22 protein-coding genes are annotated in these 25,707 nt (G+C 39.6%); 11 read left to right on the top strand and 11 right to left on the bottom strand.

Translation table 11 applies throughout. The features are described 5' to 3' along the window. Positions 1–38: 38 nt before the first annotated feature. Positions 39–1,337: a T9SS type A sorting domain-containing protein gene (locus ACO1QW_RS00865; RefSeq protein ID WP_486254817.1), complete on the top strand. Its 1,299-nt coding sequence runs from the start codon at positions 39–41 to the stop codon at positions 1,335–1,337. A 6-nt stretch (positions 1,338–1,343) separates the two neighbouring features. On the opposite strand, the gene ACO1QW_RS00860 is transcribed toward ACO1QW_RS00865, so the two are convergent. After that, positions 1,344–2,012 (bottom strand): DNA alkylation repair protein, encoded by a 669-nt coding sequence (locus tag ACO1QW_RS00860; protein ID WP_486254815.1) that lies wholly within the window; start codon positions 2,010–2,012, stop codon positions 1,344–1,346. A 10-nt stretch (positions 2,013–2,022) separates the two neighbouring features. Further along, positions 2,023–3,921, bottom strand: a complete 1,899-nt coding sequence (locus ACO1QW_RS00855; RefSeq protein WP_486254813.1) for a gamma-glutamyltransferase family protein — start codon at positions 3,919–3,921, stop codon at positions 2,023–2,025. Between the two features lie 174 nt (positions 3,922–4,095). Between ACO1QW_RS00855 and ACO1QW_RS00850 the strand changes: the two genes are divergently transcribed. Continuing rightward, positions 4,096–4,743: an MCP four helix bundle domain-containing protein gene (locus ACO1QW_RS00850; RefSeq protein WP_486254812.1), complete on the top strand. Its 648-nt coding sequence runs from the start codon at positions 4,096–4,098 to the stop codon at positions 4,741–4,743. Here the strand turns inward: ACO1QW_RS00850 and ACO1QW_RS00845 are convergent, their stop codons facing one another. Both ACO1QW_RS00845 and ACO1QW_RS00840 read right to left on the bottom strand, forming a co-directional pair. Further along, positions 4,744–5,226, bottom strand: a complete 483-nt coding sequence (locus tag ACO1QW_RS00845; protein WP_486254810.1) for a nucleoside deaminase — start codon at positions 5,224–5,226, stop codon at positions 4,744–4,746. A 106-nt stretch (positions 5,227–5,332) separates the two neighbouring features. Further along, complete coding sequence (locus ACO1QW_RS00840) at positions 5,333–7,603, bottom strand: aconitate hydratase (RefSeq protein WP_486254808.1); 2,271 nt, start codon at positions 7,601–7,603, stop codon at positions 5,333–5,335. Between the two features lie 247 nt (positions 7,604–7,850). Here ACO1QW_RS00840 and ACO1QW_RS00835 point away from each other — a divergent pair, with 247 nt between their 5' ends. From ACO1QW_RS00835 to ACO1QW_RS00825, 3 genes are read left to right on the top strand one after another with little or no spacing between them, the layout of a single operon-like run. Further along, entirely contained in the window at positions 7,851–8,069 is a 219-nt protein-coding gene (locus ACO1QW_RS00835) for a PspC family transcriptional regulator (RefSeq protein WP_486254807.1), read from the top strand. Between the two features lie 59 nt (positions 8,070–8,128). Further along, a complete protein-coding gene (locus ACO1QW_RS00830; protein ID WP_486254806.1) occupies positions 8,129–9,118 on the top strand; it encodes a helix-turn-helix domain-containing protein in 990 nt (329 codons plus the stop codon). 26 nt (positions 9,119–9,144) lie between these two features. Then, positions 9,145–10,131, top strand: a complete 987-nt coding sequence (locus tag ACO1QW_RS00825; RefSeq protein ID WP_486254804.1) for a helix-turn-helix transcriptional regulator — start codon at positions 9,145–9,147, stop codon at positions 10,129–10,131. 295 nt (positions 10,132–10,426) lie between these two features. Here the strand turns inward: ACO1QW_RS00825 and ACO1QW_RS00820 are convergent, their stop codons facing one another. From ACO1QW_RS00820 to ACO1QW_RS00790, 7 genes are all read right to left on the bottom strand, one after another. Continuing rightward, positions 10,427–11,212, bottom strand: coding sequence for a hypothetical protein (locus ACO1QW_RS00820; protein ID WP_486254803.1), 786 nt, complete (start codon positions 11,210–11,212; stop codon positions 10,427–10,429). A 150-nt stretch (positions 11,213–11,362) separates the two neighbouring features. After that, positions 11,363–12,184 (bottom strand): 3-deoxy-8-phosphooctulonate synthase, encoded by an 822-nt coding sequence (gene kdsA / locus ACO1QW_RS00815; RefSeq protein WP_486254801.1) that lies wholly within the window; start codon positions 12,182–12,184, stop codon positions 11,363–11,365. Between the two features lie 147 nt (positions 12,185–12,331). After that, positions 12,332–12,979 (bottom strand): PKD domain-containing protein, encoded by a 648-nt coding sequence (locus ACO1QW_RS00810; RefSeq protein ID WP_486254799.1) that lies wholly within the window; start codon positions 12,977–12,979, stop codon positions 12,332–12,334. Positions 12,980–13,175: 196 nt separating this feature from the next. After that, the gene (locus ACO1QW_RS00805) at positions 13,176–14,042 is read right to left on the bottom strand and encodes a hypothetical protein (RefSeq protein WP_486254797.1); all 867 of its coding nucleotides are present in this window, start codon (positions 14,040–14,042) and stop codon (positions 13,176–13,178) included. Between the two features lie 19 nt (positions 14,043–14,061). Beyond that, the gene (locus ACO1QW_RS00800) at positions 14,062–14,556 is read right to left on the bottom strand and encodes a hypothetical protein (protein ID WP_486254795.1); all 495 of its coding nucleotides are present in this window, start codon (positions 14,554–14,556) and stop codon (positions 14,062–14,064) included. 92 nt (positions 14,557–14,648) lie between these two features. After that, entirely contained in the window at positions 14,649–15,893 is a 1,245-nt protein-coding gene (locus ACO1QW_RS00795) for a PKD domain-containing protein (protein WP_486254793.1), read from the bottom strand. A gap of 50 nt (positions 15,894–15,943) precedes the next feature. Then, entirely contained in the window at positions 15,944–17,338 is a 1,395-nt protein-coding gene (locus ACO1QW_RS00790; protein ID WP_486254791.1) for a vanadium-dependent haloperoxidase, read from the bottom strand. 248 nt (positions 17,339–17,586) lie between these two features. Here ACO1QW_RS00790 and ACO1QW_RS00785 point away from each other — a divergent pair, with 248 nt between their 5' ends. The 6 genes from ACO1QW_RS00785 to ACO1QW_RS00760 all read left to right on the top strand — a co-directional run bounded on the left by ACO1QW_RS00785 (position 17,587) and on the right by ACO1QW_RS00760 (position 25,638). After that, positions 17,587–18,774: a sensor histidine kinase gene (locus ACO1QW_RS00785; RefSeq protein ID WP_486254789.1), complete on the top strand. Its 1,188-nt coding sequence runs from the start codon at positions 17,587–17,589 to the stop codon at positions 18,772–18,774. A 12-nt stretch (positions 18,775–18,786) separates the two neighbouring features. Continuing rightward, entirely contained in the window at positions 18,787–19,956 is a 1,170-nt protein-coding gene (locus ACO1QW_RS00780; RefSeq protein ID WP_486254787.1) for a sensor histidine kinase, read from the top strand. Further along, positions 19,949–20,686: a LytR/AlgR family response regulator transcription factor gene (locus ACO1QW_RS00775; protein ID WP_486254785.1), complete on the top strand. Its 738-nt coding sequence runs from the start codon at positions 19,949–19,951 to the stop codon at positions 20,684–20,686. The genes ACO1QW_RS00780 and ACO1QW_RS00775 overlap by 8 nt, the downstream gene beginning before the upstream one ends. A 40-nt stretch (positions 20,687–20,726) precedes the next feature. Further along, positions 20,727–23,261, top strand: a complete 2,535-nt coding sequence (locus tag ACO1QW_RS00770; protein WP_486254783.1) for a TonB-dependent receptor — start codon at positions 20,727–20,729, stop codon at positions 23,259–23,261. A 93-nt stretch (positions 23,262–23,354) separates the two neighbouring features. Then, positions 23,355–24,293, top strand: a complete 939-nt coding sequence (locus ACO1QW_RS00765) for an L-threonine 3-dehydrogenase (RefSeq protein WP_486254781.1) — start codon at positions 23,355–23,357, stop codon at positions 24,291–24,293. A gap of 109 nt (positions 24,294–24,402) precedes the next feature. Beyond that, a complete protein-coding gene (locus ACO1QW_RS00760; protein ID WP_486254780.1) occupies positions 24,403–25,638 on the top strand; it encodes a TlpA disulfide reductase family protein in 1,236 nt (411 codons plus the stop codon). The last annotated feature ends 69 nt before the right edge of the window (positions 25,639–25,707 follow it).

Genomic DNA, 25,707 nt, shown 5'->3' with positions numbered 1-25,707 from the left:
CACCTACGGAAACCAGTTAACAATTTAAACTCTTCTACATGATTAGAAAGTTACTCTTGTTGCTGGTTGTAATTACATACCTGCAAAACACATCTTACTCTCAAGGCGCTCAACTGTATGCTAACTGTTTTTGGCAAAGTGCTAATAACAGAATTGTAGTACGCCTCGCATTAAGTAATCCTACAGGTTCCAGTACAGGGCAGATTCAATTTGCCGGAATGAGATTTGGATTTCAATATAATCCAATCCATGTTACCTATGCAGGATATAATAGCTATATGACCACACTTAATGACGGTTCCTATCTTACAGACATCGGTCCAGATACTGGCGGCGCACCCAATGATAACGATGCTCCTGCAACTAGGACTGCTTTTGTTCAGTCGACCGGGCAAAATAAAACGATGAACCGTAAATACATTAACAGGTCAACTTCCATATGCGATAACACAATTCCTATTCCAAGCGGTTCCGCAATCATTCTATTGGATATTTATTTTACTCTTGTTTCAAGACAGCCATCTTATTATCATTTGACAGATCCGGATTATGGCTTCGGAGATCCTGAATTTATTGCTCAATTACTTGATAAATGGAGTGTACCAAACAATGATCCTCATAACGCCAATTTAACTGATGATTTCAAAGACATTGCTATTATTGTACATCGTGTTGCAAATACAAATCAGCCGTATCAGCCGTTCGATTGGAGTGGCTGTAAAAACAACGGTTTAAGCCCAGTTACCATTGGTCAAGATGATGCGAATTTCATTACTCCCATAAATGGTATCTTGTCTGGAAAAGCAGTTGATGCAACTCTACAAGATAAAGAAAGTCATGTGTTGGTTCAATGGCAATCGGAAAACAATCAACTGGTTGATTATTTTGAAGTGCAACGCAAAGATCCAAATGGTGAGTTTAAAACAATTGGCCTGGTGATGAGTAAAGAAGGTATTGCACAAGAGCAGTATGAATTTAAGGACAAGATCACTGCACGGGATGTAGAGCCATCTTATCGTATTAAAGTAATTAATAACGACAAGATCATTACTTACAGTGACGTCAAGAAAATAAGGTTAAGCAGTGAACAAAGTGTTAGTGTAAAAGTGTTTCCGAATCCCAGTTCAGAGACACTCAGAATTAATCTTCCTGAAACAATCAACAGCCAATATGTGGTTCGTATGTACAGCACAGAAGGTCGGATAGTAAAGGTGACAAATGTTTCCGGGGCTAATCCTTCAGTTGATATTACGTCTCTAAATGTAGGTTCTTATTTTATGGAGTTGTACAATCCTAAATCGGGCAAACGTTTTTATACGCAGTTCAGCAAACAATAAACAATATTATTCCCTGACTCTTTTTAAAGCTTCCCTTTCGCTTAATGGTGAAAGGGAATGTTTTTTTACAAACGTCTGCACCCACTTCGCATCAGTTTTTGAATATTCCCGCAATGCCCAACCAATGGCTTTTTGAATAAAAAATTCTTTTGACGGTTTGAGGTTAAGAATGTGTTTACTTAACACCTCCGTATCGGTTTCTTCCCTGTAGTTTTTCTGAAACATGATACTGCTTCGTTGCAGCCATATATTGCAGCTTTTATTCCATTTAGTAGTGATCTTTAATTGTTGTTCGGGAAATAATTTGAAATAAGGACCGGTTAGTGCTGTAGCAGCATGATCAACGGTTTCCCACCAACTTTTATGTGTGAGAACATATTCAATAATGCTGATGGTTTCTTTTCTCCATTGTTGCCGACCGCAATAAAGAAGTTCAATTGCTACGTATTGCATTTCTCTTTTAGGATGTTGCCAACAATCCTTCACAATAGTTTCAAACTCATCAGGTGGCGGCAACTCTTTTCGAAAATAATCTTTGCTAAGCTTCCGCCATACCGGTGCTTTTAAACCATAAAAATCAAATTGGTTCAACATGTAAGCTTTCATGCCTATGGCATTAGTTGCGTCAGCATGTTGCTCAAATGATTTGATAATTGGAACCAGGTATGAATGCATATTTTAATTTTTACCAACCTATCCCATAATCCTCGCCATGATTACTGCTGCCGCCCCAGAATGTTTTATGTTTCCAATCGAACCAAATAGCGTTAATAGGGCCACTGGTCCTGTTATCGAACGAAAGTGTGTATCCCATTTGCCGTAATTCTTTGCGAACCCACTCTGGTGTATTTTCATGCAACAATAAACTACCTGCTCTCGGCTGACGATCTTCTGTTTTGCTGCCTCCCAATGATAACCACAATTGATTGGTATTAATATTAGCAGCTTCGCAGGCTTCCTGAACTGTCATCCCGAATTCAACAACGTTTAAAAAGAATTGTAAGAGATTTTGGTCCTGCGTATCGCCACCCTGCACGGCAAAAGATAAAAATGGTTTCCCGTCTTTTAATGCAAGAGTAGGAGTGAGTGTCACTCTCGGACGTTTGCCGGGTTCAATAACATTAAATGGATTTAAGGTTGCATCTAAAACAAAACTTTGTCCACGCTGACTCATGCCTACGCCTGTATTACCTGCAATAGTTGCCGGCAACCAACCACCCGATGGAGTAATAGAAACAACCCAACCTTCTGCATCCGCTGCCTCAACAGATGTAGTTCCGGCCCATAACCGCTGCATGTATTGAGCGTCTGCAACGGCAATAACTTCGTTACGTATATCATGAGCAGGTGCAAAATCTCTTTTTGGCGCAGAAGTAGTATCTAAACTATATCCTCTTTTTTTCAACACATCAACAAATGGATTTGTTTTTCCTTCAAAGGGATAAGGATCGCCGGGACCAACATTCGCCATGTTACGTTCCATCGAAATCATCCTTGCTCGTTGCTTTGCATATGCTTTACTCAACAAGCCCTGCATGGGTTCTGCAGGAGCAAAGGCCGGATCACCATAATAAAAATCACGATCGGCAAATGTCATATTCATCGTTTGATAGAGTGTATGAATATATCTTGTGCTGTTATAACCCATTGTTTTCAGATCAAAATTTTCTAAGATGTTGAGACTTTGCAATAACATTGGGCCTTGGGTCCATTGACTGAGTTTATAAACTTCAATGCCTTTGTAGTTAACATGCATTGGTTCTTCTTCAACAGGTTTCCAGTTGGCAAGATCCTGCATTGTTATGAGCCCGCCTTGTTCACGGCAACCACGTACAAATTCTTTTGCAATATCACCTTTGTAAAAACGATCGTACGCCGCCATGATAGCTTCCTTGCGACTCTTTCCTTTTTTCAAAGCATCCTGTTCAGCTTCCACCATTTTAGTAAGTGTTTCTAATAAATCTTTTTGAACAAAGATTTCACCTGCTTCCGGAGCTTCACGCTTTTCACCCAGATGTGGGAGAAAAACTTTTTTACTATATGGCCATTCTTTAATGCGTTGTTTACCACGTTCCATGCTATTAGCTGTTTGAGCGTCGATTGGATAACCTGCTGCTAACTGCATGGATGGCGCCAATACTTCTTTCAAACTCATTGTGCCATAGTTTGCTAACATCAAGCATAACCCGCCCACAGTGCCGGGAGTAACTGCAGCCAGTGGACCATACTCCGGTGGGAAATTATATCCTTTACTTTTATAAAATTCGGCAGTGGCACCAGTTGGCGCAACACCTAACGCATTAATGCCAATTACTTTTCCTGTTTTTGGATTGTAGATAAGCGCCTGTGTTTCGCCACCCCAGCTTAACACATCCCACATAGTACAGGTTGCTCCCAGCATTGCACACGCCGCATCAACTGCATTGCCTCCTTTTTGAAAAATCATTGAACCTGCTGTTGCAGCCAACGGTTTGCCGGTGATAGCCATCCATTGCTTTCCATGTAAAGGTGGTTTTTGTGTTTGTTGCGACAACACAGGTAATGAGCCAATAAAAAAAAGTGAAAGAAAATAAAACTTTCTCATGCGTTGTAGTTTAATGTTTTAAAGTTAGGAAAGGATCAGGTTTAACTATCACTCTTTGATAAGTGGTAAAGCGAATAAATCATAATTGATTTGCACTGTTTTCCATTTGCTGTCATTTTGTTGTGCGGCAGATTAATCGTAAATTGATAGTTGCGGAAGAATAAAATTTTCTTTATGAAACAGTTTGTAACAATAAAAGAAAAGCGGGTTGCAGCAATAGTTTTGTTTGTGGCGTTGATCGCTATAGGATTTAATCAAATGTTGTATGAGAAAGACTATCGGCAACTGGACAAAAATATTTCATCGCTTTACCAGGATCGGCTGGTGACAGCAGGTTATCTTTTTAAAATAAGTGATCATCTTTATCAGAAGAAGATACTTCATATGGATGAAATAATTGCAAGTCCGCAACTAAATGCACGGCTGGGTAAACATGATGAAGCTATAGCAAAGCTGGTAAATGAGTATGAAAAAACCTATTTAACTAAAGATGAGAAAGAACAATGGAGTGAGTTGCTGGCAAGTCTCAAAGCATATAAAACCGTGGAGGAAAATTATCTCAACACCAATACAGCTGAATCGCAAAACCAGTTGAATCAACATTTCATCGAAGCGCAGGCAAATTTGAGACAGTTAAGCAGCCTGCAGGCAAAGGAAGGTGGAGTGTTGCAAAACAATTCAAAAGTAATTATTGGAGAAACGGTTGTTCAATCGTATTTACAAATTGCAATGTTGTTTGTACTGGCTGTAGTGGGTACTATCTTGTTACTCGCACGGGACAATCCTTTCTTTCCACCAGAACAAAGGGCATTATTAAACTGATCAGTAAGTTTTTTTAATAGAACTGGCTTTCCATTTTTCAAATGCAACCAATGCCTCTTCACGAAGTAATTGTTGAGTTATAAGTTTTCTGCCAGAATGCGAAAGGTCAATTTCATCGTAAATAAACTTATCATCAAAATCAATAGCAGCCGCATCTTCTTTTGTATTAGCAAAATAAATTTTTGCGGTCCTTGCCCAATAGATAGCTCCAAGGCACATAGGACATGGTTCACAACTGCAATAAATTTCGCATCCATCTAGTTGATAACTGTTGAGTGATTTGCATGCATTTCGAATGGCAACTACTTCTGCATGTGCCGTAGGGTCATTGGTAGATGTTACTTCATTTACACCAGTAGCGATTATTTTTCCGTCTTTTACAATTACTGCAGCAAACGGACCACCTTTTCCGCTTTCCACATTTTCAATGGAAAGACGAATCGCTTCACGCATAAAATCTTCTTCACTAAAATTGACTTGCATACCGGGCTATTATAATATAAGTTAACAAAAAAATCCCGCCTGTTACAGCGGGATCGAGGGTTTATTAAGTTAGTAAACATTCAGGTTGCTAATGCGTCCCTATTATTTACGCTTTTGCAAATTCAGATCGGATCACATTCAATGCACCACCAGCTTTAAACCATTCGATTTGTTGTTCGTTGTAACTGTGGTTAACAGTGATCGTATCAACAGTACCATCGATATGATTCAATACTAATTGCAAAGATTGGCCTGGTATAAAAGAAGTTAAGCCAACTACATCAATTGTATCGTCTTCAAGAATTTTATCATAATCTTCTTTGTTAGCAAAAGTTAATGCCAACATACCTTGTTTCTTCAGGTTTGTTTCGTGAATACGAGCAAACGATTTTACCAATACAACACGAACACCAAGGTGACGTGGCTCCATCGCCGCATGTTCTCTTGATGAACCTTCGCCATAGTTTTCATCACCCACGACAATAGTTCCAACACCTGCTGCTTTGTATGCACGCTGTGTGTTTGGCACTGTACCGTATTCACCGGTCAATTGACTTTTTACGTTATCAGTTTTTTCGTTGAAGAAATTGGTTGCACCAATCAACAGGTTGTTACTGATATTATCTAAGTGACCCCGGAATTTTAACCACGGACCAGCCATTGAGATATGATCAGTTGTACATTTTCCTTTTGCTTTGATGAGGAGTTTCAATCCTTTGATATCAGTTCCTTCCCAGGCAGAGAATGGATACAATAATTGCAAGCGCTTACTATCTGCTTTCACATCAATAATAACACCGCTTCCATCTTCTGCTGGTGCCTGGTAACCTGCATCTTCAACTGCAAAACCTTTTATTGGTAATTCGTCACCACTTGGAGGATCGAGTTTTACCTGTTCGCCATTTTCGTTGGTAAGTGTGTCAGTAATAGGGTTGAAGGTAAGATCACCGGCAATTGCCAAGGCAGTCACCAATTCAGGACTTGCAACAAAGGCCAATGTGTTAGGATTACCATCGGCACGTTTTGCAAAGTTTCTGTTGAAAGAATGAACAATGGTATTTCGTTCTGCTTTTTCAGCCCCAACCCTGTCCCACATACCAATACAAGGTCCGCAGGCATTTGCAAATACAGTCGCACCAATTTTTTCAAATGTACTCAGGTAACCATCTCTTTCAATGGTGTAGCGCACCAGCTCACTGCCGGGAGTAATGGTGAATTCAGCTTTTGTTTTCAAGCCTTTTTCGGCAACCTGTTTTGCAAGACTAACTGCACGACTGATATCTTCGTAAGAAGAGTTGGTACAGCTTCCAATTAAACCCACTTCCACTTTTGTTGGCCAGCCATTTTTAGCAGCAGCTTCTTTCATTTGAGAAATTGGCGTAGCTAAATCCGGGGTGAAAGGTCCGTTTAAATGTGGCTCCAGTTCGCTCAGGTTAATTTCAATTACTTTATCGAAATACTTTTCGGGATTAGCATATACATCGGCATCGCCTGTTAAATATTCTTTGATTGCGTCAGCGGCATCTGCAACTTCAGCTCGGCCAGTTGCTTTAAGGTAACGAGCCATACTTTCATCGTAACCAAAAGTTGAAGTAGTTGCGCCAATTTCAGCACCCATGTTACAAATGGTTCCTTTACCTGTGCAGCTCATGCTGGTTGCACCTTCCCCAAAATATTCAACAATGGCATTGGTACCACCTTTTACAGTAAGGATACCAGCCACTTTAAGAATTACATCTTTAGGAGCTGTCCAGCCGTTGAGTTTACCTGTGAGTTTCACCCCAATTAATTTCGGCATCAGCAATTCCCAGCTGAGGCCAGCCATCACATCACAAGCATCGGCACCACCCACACCAATAGCAATCATACCTAAACCACCAGCGTTAACGGTATGGCTATCGGTACCGATCATCATACCACCGGGGAATGCGTAGTTTTCGAGCACCACCTGGTGAATGATACCAGCGCCGGGTTTCCAGAACCCAATGCCGTATTTATTAGAGATTGAAGAAAGGAAATTGTACACTTCTTCATTATCAGTTACAGCTTTTACCAAATCTTCTTTACCTTCTGTTTTAGCAACAATCAGGTGATCGCAATGCACAGTTGATGGAACAGCAACTTTTTTACGACCAGTTGTATCAAACTGCAGCAATGCCATTTGGGCTGTTGCATCCTGCATAGCCACACGGTCGGGTGCAAAATCCACATAAGCTTTTCCTCTTTCGAAGTCTACTGGTGCAACTCCGGTCCAGAGATGGGAGTATAATATTTTTTCTGCCAATGTTAAAGGACGGCCCAATGCTTTGCGGGCAGCATCCACTTTGGCAGGCATTTCGCTGTACGTCTTTTTAATGAGGTTGAGATCGAATACCATGAAGAAGGATTTGATAATGATGAAAATCAGCTCTTTTGAAAATTCGAAAACGGGCTATGTGAGCGGCGAAAAAATGTCCAGGCTTGAAAAAGCCTCCATTCGCACTTCCGGTAGCGATCGGAATTCAAACTCTCAAATTTGCAATTTGCTTATTGAGGTTGCGAATTTACCGATTTACAAGAACTTTTTAAACCATCTGTAAGAAAGAATTGTTGAATAAAGTACTTTTACATTACAACTCAGCACTATGAACCGTTTACGGCATATGATAGAATGGAATGTTTTTGGTGTTTGCACCTGGCTAGGAGAGAAAATGGGTATTGCTACGAGTACTATACGTAAGTATTTTATTTATATCTCTTTCCTCACCATGGGCTCTCCCTTAATTGTTTATTTCTTTATTGCCTTCTGGATGAACGTTCGTCAGTATATCTGGTCCAGAAAACGGAACCCTCTCCGCTACTAGTGAGAATCGTCATTGCATTTTGGTATTTGATTGTTTAACTTCAAAAGACAATCAGGGATATGTTTTCTTTTGAGTACACACATTCGAGTTATAAAGATATGATCAGTGATCTTGCAGCACGCCTGCAGGTGAAACTGAAGGATAACTGGTTGTTTTTTCCTGAAGAAATTGCAAGTGGTTATTATCGTGTACTTCAACTTTCAAATGGTCTTGATGTAAATATTATCAACTGTAAAATAAATAAAGACTGGTTGCTTAGTCGCAAAAGCGATACCGATGAATATTACACGCTACGTTTCGATGAACTTACGGTAGAAAAGGAAATACGCATTGGTATTGACAATGATGTAGTAGAACGCAAAAAAGAAACCATTGCTGTTGCTTACCTCACAAGTTCTTTGTTCGATTGGTATTATCACGGAACCAAAGGCACTTTATTTAAAGGGGTAAACATTCTTATTCCAAAAGATTGGCTTGGTAAGTTAATGGGTATTGAAGCGTTTGATGATATACTTCCTGCATATATTGGGTTAAAGAGCAGGAGCTTTACTATGGAGCCGCTTGATGCCGTGTATTATCAACTGATGAATGAGATAATGGAAGAAGATCATGATATGCCGTTTCCCCATTTGTATGTTGAGAACAGGGTACAGTTGTTGATGGAACGTTTTTTTACGCATATCCATTCAAGAGTTTCATTGGCCGATGTGCAAAGCAACATTAAACCCGATGATATTTATACTGTGTTGAGAATTGAAAAAATATTAGTTGAAAATTTTTCGATCAAGCCCAAATCTATTGAAGAACTCTCCCGTAAGGCAACGATGAGTTCTACAAAATTGAAAAAGATCTTTAAATCGGTTTTTGGTATGCCTATTTACGAATATTATCAGCAGAAAAGAATGCATAAAGCCGGCGAGTTATTATCAACGGGCAAATATTCGGTTAAGCAGGTGGCCGCAACCATCGGGTATGCCAACGTTAGCAATTTTGTAATTGCTTTTAAGAAATATATGAAGGAAGAACCTTCGAAATTTATTGAAGAGTGAGTTTATAACAAGTAAAACCAGGTGCCATGATAGTTGTGCACTTAAAACATACGAACTACAGGGAAGTACTTGCGAGTATTTCAGAACAATTGCATTTGCATTTAACAGATGATGTATTGCACTTGCCTCCGGATATTGCCGATGGCTATTTCAAAGTAATAGAACTCCCCAACGGATTACAGGCACTGCTTTCCGATTTGCATTATCATGTTGATATTACTTTCAAACGTGAAAAAAGTGAAGAATATTTTTGCATTCTTCACTTCAATGATGCAGAGTTGAGTGATTCACTTCATTTCCTTTACAACGGCAAACAAATTTTTGATAAAGGTGCAAGAAGGGCAGGAGTAACCTTAAGCTCAAGTGCAAATGATATGAGCTTTACCGTAAAAGGAAATACAAAAGCAAAAAGCATAAATATTTTATTGCCGGGCCGTTGGATAAACGATAATCTGAATCGTTATAACGAACTGCAGGTATTGTCACGTTACAATGCCATGCGTAATACACTTGTTCATCCCGAACCATTTGATGCACAAAACAGGATACTCTTTGATGAAGTATTTCAAACAGGCGAAGCAAATCCATTGGCAAGTATGATTGTGAAAAATCGTATCATGTTATTGCTTGAACATTTTCTTTCGAAGATCTATCGCAAAATGCAGGAAGAACCTACACAGCCGCCACGTAAGATCAAGGCTTCGGATATGGGTAAGCTTATGGAAATTGAATCGCTGCTGGTGCGTGACTTTGGACAACCCCCACCCACCATTGCATTACTTGCAGAAAAAAGCGGCATGAGTGTATCAAAATTAAAATCTGCTTTTAAGCGTGTGTATGGTACAGGTATCTACGAGTACTTTCAAAAGAACAGAATGCAAAAAGCAAAATCCATGTTACTTACCGGGCAATACAACGTAAAAGAAGTGGGAACACAATTAGGTTACAGCAACCTCAGTAACTTCTCACTTGCATTCAAAAAAGAATTTAATATGCTCCCCAGCCAGGTATAGAAATATTTATTTTCTATATATTTTTATTTCCCTAACTTTAAAAGACTGATTACAATCTTCTTTTAACCTCTTGAAGCGACATCGCTCCGTTTTTAATTCCTGCATCCTCTGAGCCTCCCATCCCAGTCATTGTAATTCACATGCTACCTCACATTGGTATTTTCACAGCATCACAGATCCCTGTTTTGCTCAAGGTTGTCGTTGCATCCTAGAGAAAACGTATGTTTATCCAACGCCCCCACAAAAAAGAGGCTCTGTAATAAGAGCCTCAATTTTTTTATAATCATGCAGGTACTTATCTCAAATCGAACAACAAACCAAGCTTTACATGTAATTGTTGCAGCGGACTGTTGTATAGCTGAGCCACGGTGTGATTATGAATATGATTGGTGTTGATGTTTACGAACTGCATAGTGAGTGGCTTACTATCATCATTTGGTTGTGCAGGCGCAGGTTGTTCAAGTTGTTTCACATTTACATAATCAACCCTGTTACCATGAATACGACTTACGGAAAGGTTAATAGAAGTGCCGTTTAACGGATTGCATTGTGATCTTGTTCCAAGCTTCATTAATAATCCTGCACCATAGCCCCATGTCATTGAACCTTTGCGGAAGGTGACTTCATTTTCAAGCGGCTTGCAATCATCACGATCATTTTCATCATACACATTAATACGAACTCTTGTGCCCAAGGATTGATAACCACCCATCGCCTGCACATAAGGAGTAATGGCTTTGTTCTTTAAAATTTCGTAGCGAAGATTCAGATGATTATAGTTAGCAAAGTTGATATAGTTCACCGGGTATTCGGCAGCGGTGCTCATATCTTCATTCTGAAAACTTTGCGTTACTTTCTTTTTACCAAACCGACCGGTTCCCGTTTCAAACGATGCAACAAACTGTTTACCTGCAAATGGTAAACGATAACCAACTTGTAAGTTGAAACCATGTGCAGCATTGATATTGCCGGCCATATCTCCCAACGGCGATTGATTGCTGTAACCAAAACCAAATTCAACTTGTGCAAAAGATGAAAGGGAAATAAATCCGGCAGCGACGGCAAGTAAAAGTTTTTTCATATGTCAATTTTTATTGTTTGACGAGATAGTATTAGGCATAAAAAAAGAGCATCCTCTTCTTAGAAAAATGGGATGCTCATTTTTTATAGTTATTTCATAACAGCAATTTTGGTACTGTTAAGTTCGTAAACCTTTCTGTTAAAGAAAAGCCTAAACCACGGATTTTCTCAACCGTACAAGATCTTCAAGTAACGGTTTTAGTTTGTCGAGTTGCAACATATTTGCGCCATCACTTTTTGCAACAGCAGGGTTGGGGTGGGTTTCGATAAACAAACCATCGACACCGGTTGCAATGGCGGCTTTGGCAATTGTGCCGATCAGTTGCGGATTACCACCTGTAACACCAGTTGTCTGATTTGGCTGTTGCAATGAATGTGTACAATCCATGATCACCGGAACATTTAATTCCTTCATCCATGTGATGTTTCTGTAATCTACAACGAGATCAGTATATCCAAAAGTGTTACCACGTTCAGTAAGCATCACTTTATCATTACCTGCTTTTTTAATTTTCTCAACTGCAAACTTCATTGAAGGCCCACTGAGGAATTGACCTTTTTTTACGTTCACAATTTTTCGTGTTTCAGCAGCTGCTTCCAGCAAATCAGTTTGCCTGCAAAGAAATGCCGGTATCTGTAAAATATCTAAATAGGGAGCCGCCATTGCAGCTTCTTCATGCGCATGAATATCAGATGTGGCAGGTAGGTTGTAACTCTTTCTCACTTTATCGATCAAACTCAAACCTGTATCATCACCCAAACCAGTAAATGATGATGCACTTGTACGATTTGCTTTTCTGTACGATGCTTTGAATACATAAGGAATACCCAGTTCTTTACAAATGCCCGAAACTTTATCAGCAACTTCCATTACCAGTTCTTCACTTTCTACTACGCACGGCCCGGCAATAAGAAAAAAGTTTTTTTCATCGTATGATTGATGGGCAAACAGGTCTTTGAGAAATTGTTCCATGCGGCAAAGATAAAGGCAAAGCTAATTGATGCGTGATGAGGTTAGCTAATTGCTAATTTAAAAAGTAAAAATTCGGCAGCATGTTGTAAGTGTACGCAATTACTGCATTGAAAATTATAACTTCCGCCAGCTTTTTTATAAAGTGGTCTAGTGAAAAATAACTTTCACATCCGGGGTATCATTAATATTATCGTCTGCCAAAATGTACAGATCAATGTCCGGAGGGAAAGAGGTGTGATAATAAGGGTCGGGCCAGTCGCCAAAAAACGGCCCATTGTTTGTTTCTTCTGGTCTTACAAATAACCAGCTAGTTGAATTATCCCTCCTAATGTAAACGGTTTTTACGGCCAGCGCAAACACTGGAACCATTAATTTTTTCGGGTCAATGCGATCGAACTTCCATGAAAGATTCTCAAATATCATTTCCGTGCCAGTCACCAAAAACAAAACAGTGTCCTTATCAGTTTTACCTTTTTCATCAAATACAGTAAGTTGAAATTGATAGCTTCCCGGCGTTAAGCTTGTCACTTGTGTTTGAACTGCTTTGGGATTAACGATTCTGCAACTTACAGGACCGCTAATTTTCTTCCATTCAAATGTAAGTACATTATTTTCCGGATCTGCTGATTTTGACCCATCTAACATTGCGTTGTTAGTTGGAAGAGCAATTGTGATGTCATCTCCGGCATTCGCCACTGGCGAAAGGTTAGCAACGGCCTGAGGTTTGTTACATGCGTAATGAATGAGCGAAATAGAAATAAGTAACACTAATGGTAAAATAATCTGCTTTTTCATAATAAAATTTGATGGTTACTTATGCTTACGTTCTTTCAGTTTACTCTTGTAAGAAATAAAACTACTATTACAGAAATGTGGATTTTGAGAATTGCGACCAATCTCCATTATTAAACGACAGACAGCCGATCTACTTTGATTGAAATCGCAGAAATAAGTATAAAGCATTTGGGGCTTTATACTTATTTGGTTGAGGTTACCTTAGTACCATATCATACAGAGCAACATAATGCCGATTTTTTGTGTCATCTTTCCAAATGCTGTAACGTGTGGGGTAATGTGTGTTTGCAGGATTAAACAATTGTGGTTGACGAATTGCTTTATGAACTGTGGTGCCAGCTTGTAAAAATGCAAGTGTTGCCATTGGCTCCAGGAAGGTTACACTACCGTCATAAGAACCATAAATAAATGTATGCGTGAAAGGCTGTCCGTGAAATTCTGGCGATAACAGATCGATAAAATGCGTACCCATTTGAGCTATTCCCTCATTAGGCGCCCGGAAGTATGCGGCGGGAATATAGCCTGCAGGTGGAAGATTATTAAACAGGCTTGGCGCATCTGCAAATTCAGGTATGGCCAACCGTTGTTCTAATGGCATCTTATAAAAATGAAAATCGAAATGCGGAACTGAATAAATGCCGGGTGGTGGATGGCCCGCTACCATATACGCCATGGTAAGATGATCAAATGGCATTAATTCTTTTGCTTTTTGATGCAACCGCAACAATGTATGATGAGCATGCGTTTCCTCTCCTTCTTCCGGATGTTGGGTTAGTACGCCATCAGTGAATTCTATCCCGATAGCGAGTGGCTTATCATCATGACTTATATTGACCCAACTTCGTGCATAACCGTTACCACTTTGCACGGCTGGGCCGTAAAAAGTATTATACTCAACCGCTTCAGAACTACGTGCAGCAAAACCTGCTTCAGCCGGAATAACAATTTTTTCATTTGCAGTAAACATGTCTTTTTCCTGAACATTGTTCTCTTTTTGACAAGAGGAAATAAAAAGGCAAATAACAATTGCCCCTAAGGATGGTTTTTTAAATAGCGATTTCATGTTTCATTGTTTTACTAGTTTAAAAATGATTTGATACGTTGGGAACGGGATATGTAATAACATTTGTAAAAGCGATCGTGTGTAGCGTTTCATTTTCATCTACACTTGTTGGCACTTCTATGCCGATCAGAAAACTGCCTTTCTCTTCAAATTTTATTACGTGAAGCTTATTTTCTTCATAAGAAAACCTAAGCAAACCAATACGGCTTTCAATTAGATTATTAGAAATAGAAAAATCAATTTCAATCAACGCTTCATTTTGTAATTGCTCCACAGCGCTGGCCTGTGGTTTTACAGCAATAAAAGAAGAGCAATGTTGCAACGGTTGATCTAATGATGTTGATAGTGTTTCTTCACTTATAAATTCGTCCTGTTTTTTGTTGCTGTAATGAAGTGCTCCACGAAAGCCATTGATGATACCGTTGTTCTGGATAATAGTAATAGTTACATAAATACTTGCCAGGCCTTCTTTGTCTCTTACAGCATTCAGCACTTCTTCAAATCTGAGCGGCATGGTTAGTTTTTTATCTTCCAGTGACATTGTTAATGATTCATTTTATTGTAGCACTGTTTTTAAACTTTGATTTAATCACTCATTGATTATTATCAATAGATAATCTTTACATCTACTTTAGTGTTTTCAGTTATGCAGCTGTTAGTAAAAGGTAAGTGGGCGTAAAGATTAATTGTATTACCACCGAATTCAAAAGAAGGAGTTACTTGTATGAAATCAGCTTCGCAATCCAATCTTGTGAAAACCTTTTTAATTGATTTACCCAAGGGCATGTGATCCTTTAGGTTAATTTTCACATAAGGATACCATTCAGCTGCCCAGGTCTGTTTCGGTATAATTATTTCCTGTCCAGCAGTGCTTGTATCTGTTACATTAATAACCCCACCACCATATGAAGTGCGACTGCATCCGGATATATCTGTGATCTTGCATTGAAAGGCGTACAAGCCATCAGACAAATTATTGATCACGGTAGATAGAGCGCCCGGTGATTGAATAGAATAATTGTTTGGGCCTATAATTTTTGTCCATTCAATACTTGAAATAGTCAGTTGGGCCGGTCGATTTGATAGTGTTTCTATGCTGGCTGTAAGCCGTGCAGTGTTCACAGGCAAGTTTAGAGTTGTATCATACGGATTTCCTACAGCAACCCAAAATGTAGCACACGGCGACGTGTTATGAACAGTAATCATTACAGTGTCTTTTGCAGAGAGTCCTCCACTATCCGTTACTTTTAATTCAAATTTGTAAACACCTTCAACAAGATTTTCCACCTGTGTAGTTGCAGCGTTTGTTTTAATGATTGTATAAGAGAGGCCATCAATTTTTGTCCATTGATACGAACTGATGTTATTATCAGGATCGCTTGATCTGGAGCCATCTAAGTTTACAGCAGTAGCAGGTAATGTAATGCTGGTATCATTACCTGCATTTGCCACCGGAGGGAGGTTGATTGCTGCATTAACCGTTATCATTACTGTATCTTTTGCCGAAGCGCCTTTATCATCAGTTACGTTTAACTCAAACCGGTAAACACCGCTCAATAAGTTTTTCACAACCGTCTTTGAATTTGTAGCAGAAGCAATGGAAAAAGAAGCAGGTCCTTCAATCTTTTTCCATAACCAGGTGTTTATTTTTCCATCAGAATCATTGGATGCAGAACCATCTAAAAAAATGCTATCTGTTGGTAAAGTAATTTGTTGATCTGGCCCGGCAATAGCAGTTGGTGCTTTATTCCCTTCTCTGCATCGTTCACATGTTTTGTTTTTTTTGCAAGCAGAAAAAATAAGGAGGGTAATCAACACTGTTGATATCGTTATTCTAAACACCGGTTTCATACGACTGTATTTAATTCGTTGCTGTTTAAACAGAATGTTTATTCAATTGCTTATTGTTCTCTGAATGCATGAGTGAAAACGTAATTGGCAATTTGTCTTCCCATTTCTTCGCCGGCCATTACGGAGTGTCTGAAATCCCAACCGATGTACATCACACTAAGTGAATTTTCCCTTGCTGCCTTTGAGAAAGATGAAAAATGAAAAGAAGGTTTGGGATCAGGAACATTTGGATTAACTGTACTGGAAGTGATATCTATAGAAGTTTCATCTGTACCAAAGAATAAACGAAGTGTTTCAGCGGCAGTGCCTGCATAAGCTGCAACGCCGTTAGGGTAACTTGGAACTGGTGGTGAAACAGATGTAGGCGTTTCGGAAAAATAAGGCAACCAGCTTGCATCGGCTTCTGTATTGTTATTGCCATCCGATGCACCAAGGCGAATAGCAGTTTCTGTTCTCCAATAATAAAAATCATACTCACTTTTCAGGGCAGTATTTATGCTTTCCGCCATGCATACATGTAAAAGAGCAAATAACCGGGCTGTTTTCCAGGCGTCCATTTTTTTATTTTCAGTGGCTTTTCTTGCTATGTTGTTCCACATATACGAAGGCCTGTTCTCACTCCAGAACTTTGCCATCTTATCTTCCAGTTCTGTACGGGTGCTTCCTGTTCTTGCTCCTTTTGCTTTTACTTCATTATAATCAGTTGTGTACTCAGTTGAGTTAATTGCATAAGGTGCAGTGGCGGGATGAAACTGTGTATTACTCTCAATTACATAAGGTTTCATTACGGTGCCCCAGTTGGGTACAAGTCGTAACGGTGCTTGTATAACTGTTGGCACCCAGTTAACAGCAGTAAGCGTAGAGCGGTATTCACCTGGGTTAGTGCCATTAGGAGGATTGGCGGAACTGATAATAAGTTGTGTAAATCCATCATTGATGCGATTAGCCCTGAGTGCATCAGCAGAACGTTTGCCCACAGCAATACCTGAATCTTTACTAGGCCCATCAGGGATAGTCGCTAAACTTTCATTGTACCATTGATCAAGCGGTGGGTTGCCCGCCAGAGCTATAGGTTTCAGCATCGAATATGCGGCACTGGCCACTGCGGCGTCAGGGTTTGCATGCTGTTCTCTTTCGAAATATGCATAACGTTCATACTTCGGCTTAATGCTGTTCAATGCATCATGGACGGCAATCTGAACCCTTGCAAAAACACGTGTACGAGCGGGCTGCGTAAAGGCCACGCCAAGAACAATATTTGTTTTTTCATTCCAGTACATCACCATATAATTATCAACAAAACCTGGATTATCGGGTTGGTGGCTTTGTTTAAATGGGATAGATGATTTTTCAAAAGGGGTTTGTTGTGGTTCCTTTTGGCAGGAAATAAGAAAAGCGAATAAAAAAAGAATAGTTGCCAGTAGAAATTTTGAAGAGTGTCTCATAATGCGTGTTTTGAGATTGATGATTTTTGATTGCGTAACAAAACTATTTTTCCTAAAACACGATTTTTTGTTTTTGCGGCAAGACAGTATGCCGGAGCGATAGAAAGACATTCATAAAGGTTATGCCCGACGAAATGGCGCCAGATTTTTAATCTGCGACAAAAGAACTTTGTCGCTGCAAATCTGCTGTTTCACTCATTTATCTTCAACCGCTTCCAATTGCTGTTTAAAAGAATTAATTTTAAAACATGCCATCCCAATCCAGGTTTCAGGATTTTATTTTTTCTGAAAAAAGAAGCGATCGCATTAAGCAGCATCTTTTGTTTTGGAGTATTTGGTATGCGTATATTACATTTACTAATATCACTTATCCTATTGGCTATTCTCAATGGGCTTATTTCAAGAACCCGCTGTACTCCATTTCCGAAAGTTTCTTTATCGTATTTACCCAGGCTCCGGCAGTTTATATCATGCTTTATTTAATATTCCCAAAATTTATATTAAAGAAAAAATATTTTGAAGCGATAGTATGCATGATAATACTTTGGGTGTTGTGCTTCAGTTTAAATGTTTTTGTACATACCAGGGTGATGCAACCTTTCCAGGAAATGATATTGCCGTCGGAATATGTGCCTGACAAATTTCGTCCCATAGGTCTGTCGTTCTTTACAGCAATGATGTCAACCAATAAAGCTGCGTTTACAATCACAGCCAGTGCATTGATGTTGAAATTTGGGAAGCACTGGTATCATCATCAGCATCGCAGTTTGCAACTACAGAAAGAAAATGCCCATGCTCAACTGCAATTGCTTACAGCCCAGGTTCACCCTCATTTCTTATTCAATACACTAAATAATATTTTTTCGAAAATACAAACTGAGTCGCCAGGTGGTTCAAAAATGATCATGAGCCTTTCCGATATGCTGCGATATATTTTATACGAAGGAAAAAAACCATTGGTATCATTAAAACAGGATCTGACGATGATATCAGAATATGTTACCCTGGAAAAGATCCGCTATGGAAATAAGCTGGATGTGCATATCCTAACACCAGACAAACTGGATGACATTTTTATTGCACCACTATTATTACTCCCATTTGTGGAAAACTGTTTTAAGCACGGCGCCAGTAACATGCTGAAAAATCCATGGATAAATCTTACTGTGGAACTTAAGGATACTATACTCGTTATGAAGCTGATGAATGGTAAAATGCCTTTGCGAGATAATGGACAAAATAAACCTGGTATTGGCATTAACAACGTTCGTAAACGATTAGACTTGTTGTATCATGATAAATATGAGCTGCACATACGAAATGATGAAGAGGTGTTTGTAGTAGATCTGAAAGTGGAATTGGTGAGAATTGAAAAAAAAAGAACATGTAAATACGAAACCTCTGTTGAAAGTGCCTGCTGCGCATGTTTAAAATAACTGCTTAACGTCATGAGTATTGTCGATTTCATATTTTCTGAAAAACGAAACGACCGCATTAAACAGCACATGCTGTTTTGGGTTGCATGGTACCTGTATATTGTACTTACCCATGCTGCAAATCCATTGGGTAGCCCTGAGATATCTTATTTCAGAAATCCGGTCTATACTTTTACAGAAAGTTTTTTTTCAGTAATTGCACATGTGCCCACGGTATATGCCATGCTCTATTTTGTGTTTCCGCAGTTTTTTTTGAAAAAGAAATACTTTACAAGCTTTGTTTGTCTATTTGTGCTTTGGTATTTGTGTGGTGCCATCAGCCTTGTTTTGCTAGGTAAAGTAATGCCTCCTATTCTGTTTATATTGCTACCCCCGGAAAACATTCCACCTGTTCCCCAAATTCCGGGCACAACATTTTTTACAGCAGTAATGTCAACCAATAAAGCAGCATATACCATCATCGCCAGTGCTTTAATGGTGAAATTCGGCAAACACTGGTTTCGTCATCAACATCGTAGTCTGCAACTTCAAAAGGAAAATACCGAAGCTCAATTGCAATTGTTGACGGCACAGGTTCACCCTCATTTTTTATTTAATACACTAAATAATATTTTTTCGAAAACACAAACCGAGTCGCCGGCAGGCTCAAAAATGATAATGAGTCTTTCAGAAATGCTACGTTATATTCTGTATGAAGGCGGAAAACAAATTGTGCCTCTTAAACAGGAGCTGATGATGATTATAGAATACATCAATCTTGAAAAGATTCGCTATGGTAATAAACTGGATGTGCATGTATTAACGCCAGACAAAGTAGATGATCTTTATATCTCGCCCTTGTTATTGTTGCCCTTTGTTGAGAATTGCTTTAAGCATGGAGCCAGCAATATGTTACAAAACCCGTGGATCAATCTTACCATTGAAGTAAAAGATGCTACACTGTTCATGAAATTGATGAACGGAAAAACGGCGATGAAAGAAAACGGACAGGATCACACAGGTATCGGTATCAGTAACGTAAGGAAGAGACTTGAATTGTTGTATAAGGGTCAACATGAATTGCAAATAACGGAAGACGAGGAAGTTTTTATAGTTGACCTGAGCGTGGGGCTTTTACAAGCTAACGATCAGAAACAGGTGAATGAATTTTCCCAACTTAAATCACAAATCGTTTATGCCTAACGGAAACCATACACTCATTAAATGTATCATTGTTGATGATGAACCGATGGCAAGGGATGTCATCAGGCGATACATTGAACAAATTCCCACACTTAATTTGGTAGGTGAATTTGGAAATGCAATTGATGCCAGCGTCTTTTTACAGGAACATCATGTTGATATTATTTTCCTCGATATAAGGATGCCACAGTTAAGCGGAACCGATTTTGTAAGAAGCCTTCGTACAATTCCCAAGATCATTTTTACAACAGCACACAAAGAATATGCTCATGAAGGTTATGAGTTAGATGTGATCGATTACTTATTGAAACCAATTCGTTTTGACCGTTTTCTCAAAGCTGTTAATAAAGCATTTCCAAAAAAGGAGCAGGATGAAGAAGTGGAAGTGTACACAGCACCCTTACATGAAACGAAAGCAGCAGATTCGTTTATTTATGTAAGAGTGGATCGTAAAATGGTAAAAATTATTCTTGATGATATTCTTTACATCGAAAGCGATAAGGATTATGTGAAGCTGTTTACTGATAAAGGATTTGTGATCACCCGCCAAACAATTGCATCAGTTGAGGCAATGTTGTCAGAAAAAGATTTTGTACGCATACACCGCTCTTATATTGTTTCATTGAACAAAGTGAGATCTTTCACACACGAAGTGGTGGAAGTGGGAAACAAAGAATTGCCTGTGGGCAAATTGTACCGGAATAATTTTTTGAAGCTGCAAGGTAGTTGAGCAGACCAGGTCTTTTAAACATCAACCAAAACGAACCGTCATGAAAAAGTTACTGTTATTTTTCGTGTTGCTTTTATTTGCGGTCGGATCATTTTCACAAAGCACCATTTCGCTTAGTGGACAGGTAACCGATAAACAAACAGGTTTGGCATTGCCCGGCGCAACGGTAACGGTAAAAGGCAACCGCATTACGGTGTTAACGGATAACGAAGGGCATTATCGTTTTGAAAAATTGAAACCCGGTACAATAGTTCTGCTCGTTTCTCATGTTGGTTATGAAACAACGGAAATAGTGAATGAGTCAATAAACGGCGTATCAGTAATTGCCAATGCAACATTGAATCCCGATAGCAGGGTTGGAAGTGAAGTAGTGGTATCGGCCACTAAGCGTGCGGAGAAAATAACCAATGCACCTGCGTCCATTCATGTGATCGGCGTCAAAGACTTTAATCAATTCGCTGGCTCTAATGTAAATGAGCTGGTATCAAAAATACAAGGCGTTGAATATACCCGCAGTGGGGTTGATGAAATAACGTTTAATGCAAGAGGATTGAATAGTGCCTTCAATGTTAAAGTAATGCAATTGGTTGATGGACGCAACAGCATGGCTGCATTAAGTGGTGGCATTGCAATATTCAACAATGGTAGCACTAGTAAAGAAGATATTGAACGGATAGAAATTGTGTTAGGCCCACAATCGGCGTTGTATGGACCCAATGCTCATAATGTATTGTTCAATTATATCACAAAAGATCCACGCAAGTACCAGGGCACAACCATTGCTGTTAGTGGCGGGAGCCAACATCAATTCAGCAGCCGTATCCGGCATGCAATGAAGATCAATAAAAAATGGGCTTATAAACTAAGTGGCGAGCATGCTACAGGAGAAGATTATCCCTGGTACGATTCGGTTTATGCAGGAAATCAAAAAAACACGCCCCCGTTTTACGGTCCACCTGTAGCTATACCCGAACGTATTCATGATTTTACATTCCGTCGCTATCGTGGTGAGGCACAGGTCTATTACAGTGTCACACCAAAAGCTGACATCATTGTGTCTGCCGGAGGAGTCAACTTTACGAGATTGCAGGTAACAACGACTGGCCGTAACCAATTGAGAGATGTAACTTATGGTTTTGTACAGGCAAGGTTTGTACATCCACGATTTTTTGCCAACGTTTATAACACCTGGGGCAACCTTGGTAAAACTTTACTCATTACAAATTACACAAGAGATTTTTGGAACAGTACACATGATGTAAGAGGCAGATTGTCTCCCGATTCGGCTGAAATTTATGCCACCCGTTTAGGGAACACTGTAAAAGAAAGAAGCCAGCGTTTAAATGCAGATCTGCAATACAATTATGAGTTTAAGGAAGCGGGTTTATTTGTTGTGACAGGGATAAGTTATCAGAAAGAAAGGCCTAATTCATTCGGCATCGGTCTTATAGATGATGTTCAGAAAATAACAATCACACAATATGGAGCGGTAGTGCAACTTGAAAAAATATTGCCGTGGAATTTACGTGTGATCAGTACAACACGTTTCGATCATCATAGCAACTTCGGAAATTTCTTTGCACCAAGATTTGCGTTAACAAAAGCAATTGGCGATGGAACCATAAGAATAACTTGGGGGAAGGCATATGCAATGCCCAGCATCCTTAATCAATATGGCGGCGTAAACAGGTTTCTTTTTGGTAATGGCAAGGGCATTTATTATATCCCTAATGGGACCGATGTGTCAAACACAGCTACTTATAAAACAACTGAAGCTTTGAAACCCGAACTGGTAAATACTTGGGAAATCGGCTATAAAGGAATTTTAGGTAAAAAGCTTTTTATCGATTTGAATTACTACAATGGCATCAGCAAAAACTTTATCAGCCCAACAATTACTGTCGGTGGACGGGTTTTAGAAGTTGGTGGCATCAAGGTTACACATAACCCACTTTTTGCAGGAATGGTTATAAATGATACATTAAGGAACGCCCAGTTTTTTACCTATTTCAATTATGGGGATGTGCGGACCTATGGGTTAGACCTCGGCATTAACTATACATTCAATAAATTTTTTAATGCGGGCATAAAATATTCCTGGTTTGGTTCAGACATTGTAAACGATAACAGTAAAAACGATGCAAATAAAGACGACTACGTTTCTCCCGAAGAAAAGAGTTTGAATGCACCAAAGCACAAAGCTGCATTGTTACTCAATTTTCAAAACCTTTGCAAAGGAAAGTTGTTTATAAGCGTAGCGATGCGGTTGTTGCAGCAATATGATTTTTACAGCGGTAATCAAATTGGTACTGAAGCGGGGGAGGGCAGAAGAGGCTACATACCAAGACCCGCCAAGGATACCTTGTTTAAAAACTTTGATTGGGGACCATTGGGTGGCTTCACCACTGTTGATCTCAATGCCGGTTACCAATTCAATCAGATGATCTCTGTTAATCTCGGCATAACAAACCTGTTTAATACCCGGCAGATCGAATTTGTAGGTTCTCCCTCCATTGGCCAATTGTTCATGGCTGAGCTAAAAATGCATGTGCCTCCTGGTAAGAAAAAAGGGTAGCAACTCTTCAATCGGCAAGGAATTTTCTGCGCAAACGAATGAATGTTTGCCTAGTTGTTTTTCCTCCTATTTTTGCCAGCATAAATTGCTGGTATGATCAGAGAAAAAATATTAGTGATCGGTGCATCCGGTCAAATTGGAGTGGAGTTAACGTTGGCACTTCGAAAAATGTATGGTAATGCAAACGTGATCGCTTCTGATTTGCGTGAACAGAATCCATTGCTTGAAGGAACCGGTCCCTACGTAAGCCTTGATGTGATGAACAAAGAAATGCTACATGTGCAGGTGATACGCCAGAACATCACACAGATCTATTTGCTGGCTGCTATTCTTTCGGCTACTGGTGAAAAAAATCCAAACCTTGCCTGGAACCTGAACATGACAGGTTTGTTGAACGTACTCGATATTGCACGGGAAGAAAAGATATACAAAGTGTATTGGCCTTCGTCAATTGCAGTGTTTGGCCCAACGAGCCCCAGACAAAATTGCCCGCAACAAACCATTATTGAACCAACAACTGTCTACGGTATCAGCAAATATGCCGGTGAATTTTGGTGCAATTATTATCACCAACGCTTTGGGGTGGATGTAAGAAGTCTGCGCTATCCGGGTTTGATCTCGTATAAATCAGCGCCCGGCGGTGGCACAACAGATTATGCAGTGGAAATTTTTCACGAAGCATTGGAAGAAAATAAATATGAATGTTTCCTGCAGGAAGATACGTACCTGCCAATGATGTATATGCCCGATGCTATTCGTGCTACCATTGAACTGATGGAAGCGCCTGCAGCAAAAATTTCGATCAGGCACTCATACAATATTTCTTCCATGAGTTTTTCACCGAAAGAAATTGCAGCCGAGGTGGCGAAACATCGCCCCGGTTTTGAAATGAGCTATAAACCCGATTACCGTCAGCAGATCGCTGATAGCTGGCCGCAAAGTATCGACGACAGCGTGGCAAGAAGAGACTGGGGCTGGCAACATGAATATGATCTTGCTGCAATGACAAAAGATATGTTCGATAATTTATAATAACCTTCACAGTTCTGCAAAGAACCTGTCAGTGTTATGACGAAATACAAGAGCTGCAAGTCTTAACTTGCAGCTTCTTTTTTGGTAACAAGCATGAGTGAAATTTTACATGAGACAGTTTTTATTTTTAATAGCTATCGTTTTTCTTTTCAGTACAACAATGTTTGCTCAATCAGCCAATAAACTTCGTGCAGGTTGGTACCGTGCGTCCATCTTTCGTGAAGATGGTGCTGAAATTATTTTTAATGCGGAAGTACAATTGAAGAACGGAAAGCCAGTTATGTTTATCCGCAATGCAGCAGAACGTTTATTGGTTGATGATATAAAAGTAAAAGGCGATTCAATAAAAATTGAAATGCCCTTCTTTGAATCGTTCTTTCGTTTGCAATTGCAGAATGATGGATCATTGAAAGGAACGTGGACAAAAGCAGGCAGTGCAAAAATGCTGGAGTTTCCTGTTGAGTTTGTGTATGGAATAAAAGAACGATTTGCTGTAAACAAATCAACAACACAAAACAGCAGCGGACGCTGGCAGGTTGCTTTTACCCGTGCTAATGGAACAGATCGACCGGCCATTGCAGAATTTCAACAAAAAGGTTCAGCACTTACAGGCACATTTTTAACACCCAGTGGCGATTATCGTTTTCTTGAAGGTATTGTTGATGGAGATAGTTTAATGCTCAGTTGTTTCGATGGTAGTCATGCGTATTTGTTTACTGCTACTATTTATGGCAACGAAATAAAGAATGGAGTTTTTTATAGCAGTGCAGCAGTTGCAGAAAAATGGCGAGCAACAAAAAATGAAAAAGCAGCACTGCCCGACACAACTGAAGTTACTAAATTAAAACCAGGCGAAAGCAAATTGAATTTTACATTCAAAGATGTGAATGGAAAAAATGTTTCGATCAACGATGCACGTTTTAAAAACAAAGTTGTTGTGATACAGATCATGGGTAGCTGGTGTCCCAACTGCATGGATGAAAGTAAATTCCTCAGCAGCTTCTACAAAGAATATAAAAGCAAAGGTGTTGAAATAGTTGCTCTAGCTTATGAGTATAGTACAGATTTCAACCGCTCCAGGGCAAGTGTGCAAAAGTTCATCAATCGTTTCGATATTCAATATCCCGTACTCATTACGCCCACTACCACCAGCGATGAACAACGTACGGAGAAAACATTACCTCAGCTAACTCCTATTCGTTCGTTTCCAACAACCATCTTCCTTTCAAAGTCCGGGAACGTTGCCAAAATACACCAAGGCTTCTATGGCCCGGGCACAGGCGAGTTCTACACGGAGTTTAAGGCGGAGTTCTATCGAACCATCAGGTCTTTACTGGCAGAATAACCGCTTATTTTTTCCTGCTACACAACTATCTTTGTGACCCCTGAAAAAACAGGGGCATCAACCACTGCA

Source organism: Lacibacter sp. (assembly GCF_057361365.1).
Note: the sequence above shows the minus strand (reverse complement) of the source record. Positions and strands in the feature narration are given on the sequence as shown.

What these genes read in the sequence shown, in the direction of transcription:
- ACO1QW_RS00760 (WP_486254780.1), top strand. Translation starts at nt 24,403, where the DNA reads ATGAGACAGTTTTTATTTTTAATAGCTATCGTTTTTCTTTTCAGTACA.
- ACO1QW_RS00835 (WP_486254807.1), top strand. Translation starts at nt 7,851, where the DNA reads ATGAACCGTTTACGGCATATGATAGAATGGAATGTTTTTGGTGTTTGC.
- ACO1QW_RS00860 (WP_486254815.1), bottom strand. Translation starts at nt 2,012, where the DNA reads ATGCATTCATACCTGGTTCCAATTATCAAATCATTTGAGCAACATGCT.
- ACO1QW_RS00825 (WP_486254804.1), top strand. Translation starts at nt 9,145, where the DNA reads ATGATAGTTGTGCACTTAAAACATACGAACTACAGGGAAGTACTTGCG.
- ACO1QW_RS00855 (WP_486254813.1), bottom strand. Translation starts at nt 3,921, where the DNA reads ATGAGAAAGTTTTATTTTCTTTCACTTTTTTTTATTGGCTCATTACCT.
- kdsA (WP_486254801.1), bottom strand. Translation starts at nt 12,184, where the DNA reads ATGGAACAATTTCTCAAAGACCTGTTTGCCCATCAATCATACGATGAA.
- ACO1QW_RS00820 (WP_486254803.1), bottom strand. Translation starts at nt 11,212, where the DNA reads ATGAAAAAACTTTTACTTGCCGTCGCTGCCGGATTTATTTCCCTTTCA.
- ACO1QW_RS00765 (WP_486254781.1), top strand. Translation starts at nt 23,355, where the DNA reads ATGATCAGAGAAAAAATATTAGTGATCGGTGCATCCGGTCAAATTGGA.
- ACO1QW_RS00805 (WP_486254797.1), bottom strand. Translation starts at nt 14,042, where the DNA reads ATGAAATCGCTATTTAAAAAACCATCCTTAGGGGCAATTGTTATTTGC.
- ACO1QW_RS00830 (WP_486254806.1), top strand. Translation starts at nt 8,129, where the DNA reads ATGTTTTCTTTTGAGTACACACATTCGAGTTATAAAGATATGATCAGT.
- ACO1QW_RS00785 (WP_486254789.1), top strand. Translation starts at nt 17,587, where the DNA reads ATGCCATCCCAATCCAGGTTTCAGGATTTTATTTTTTCTGAAAAAAGA.
- ACO1QW_RS00850 (WP_486254812.1), top strand. Translation starts at nt 4,096, where the DNA reads ATGAAACAGTTTGTAACAATAAAAGAAAAGCGGGTTGCAGCAATAGTT.
- ACO1QW_RS00770 (WP_486254783.1), top strand. Translation starts at nt 20,727, where the DNA reads ATGAAAAAGTTACTGTTATTTTTCGTGTTGCTTTTATTTGCGGTCGGA.
- ACO1QW_RS00845 (WP_486254810.1), bottom strand. Translation starts at nt 5,226, where the DNA reads ATGCAAGTCAATTTTAGTGAAGAAGATTTTATGCGTGAAGCGATTCGT.
- ACO1QW_RS00840 (WP_486254808.1), bottom strand. Translation starts at nt 7,603, where the DNA reads ATGGTATTCGATCTCAACCTCATTAAAAAGACGTACAGCGAAATGCCT.
- ACO1QW_RS00790 (WP_486254791.1), bottom strand. Translation starts at nt 17,338, where the DNA reads ATGAGACACTCTTCAAAATTTCTACTGGCAACTATTCTTTTTTTATTC.
- ACO1QW_RS00800 (WP_486254795.1), bottom strand. Translation starts at nt 14,556, where the DNA reads ATGCCGCTCAGATTTGAAGAAGTGCTGAATGCTGTAAGAGACAAAGAA.
- ACO1QW_RS00810 (WP_486254799.1), bottom strand. Translation starts at nt 12,979, where the DNA reads ATGAAAAAGCAGATTATTTTACCATTAGTGTTACTTATTTCTATTTCG.
- ACO1QW_RS00865 (WP_486254817.1), top strand. Translation starts at nt 39, where the DNA reads ATGATTAGAAAGTTACTCTTGTTGCTGGTTGTAATTACATACCTGCAA.
- ACO1QW_RS00780 (WP_486254787.1), top strand. Translation starts at nt 18,787, where the DNA reads ATGAGTATTGTCGATTTCATATTTTCTGAAAAACGAAACGACCGCATT.
- ACO1QW_RS00775 (WP_486254785.1), top strand. Translation starts at nt 19,949, where the DNA reads ATGCCTAACGGAAACCATACACTCATTAAATGTATCATTGTTGATGAT.
- ACO1QW_RS00795 (WP_486254793.1), bottom strand. Translation starts at nt 15,893, where the DNA reads ATGAAACCGGTGTTTAGAATAACGATATCAACAGTGTTGATTACCCTC.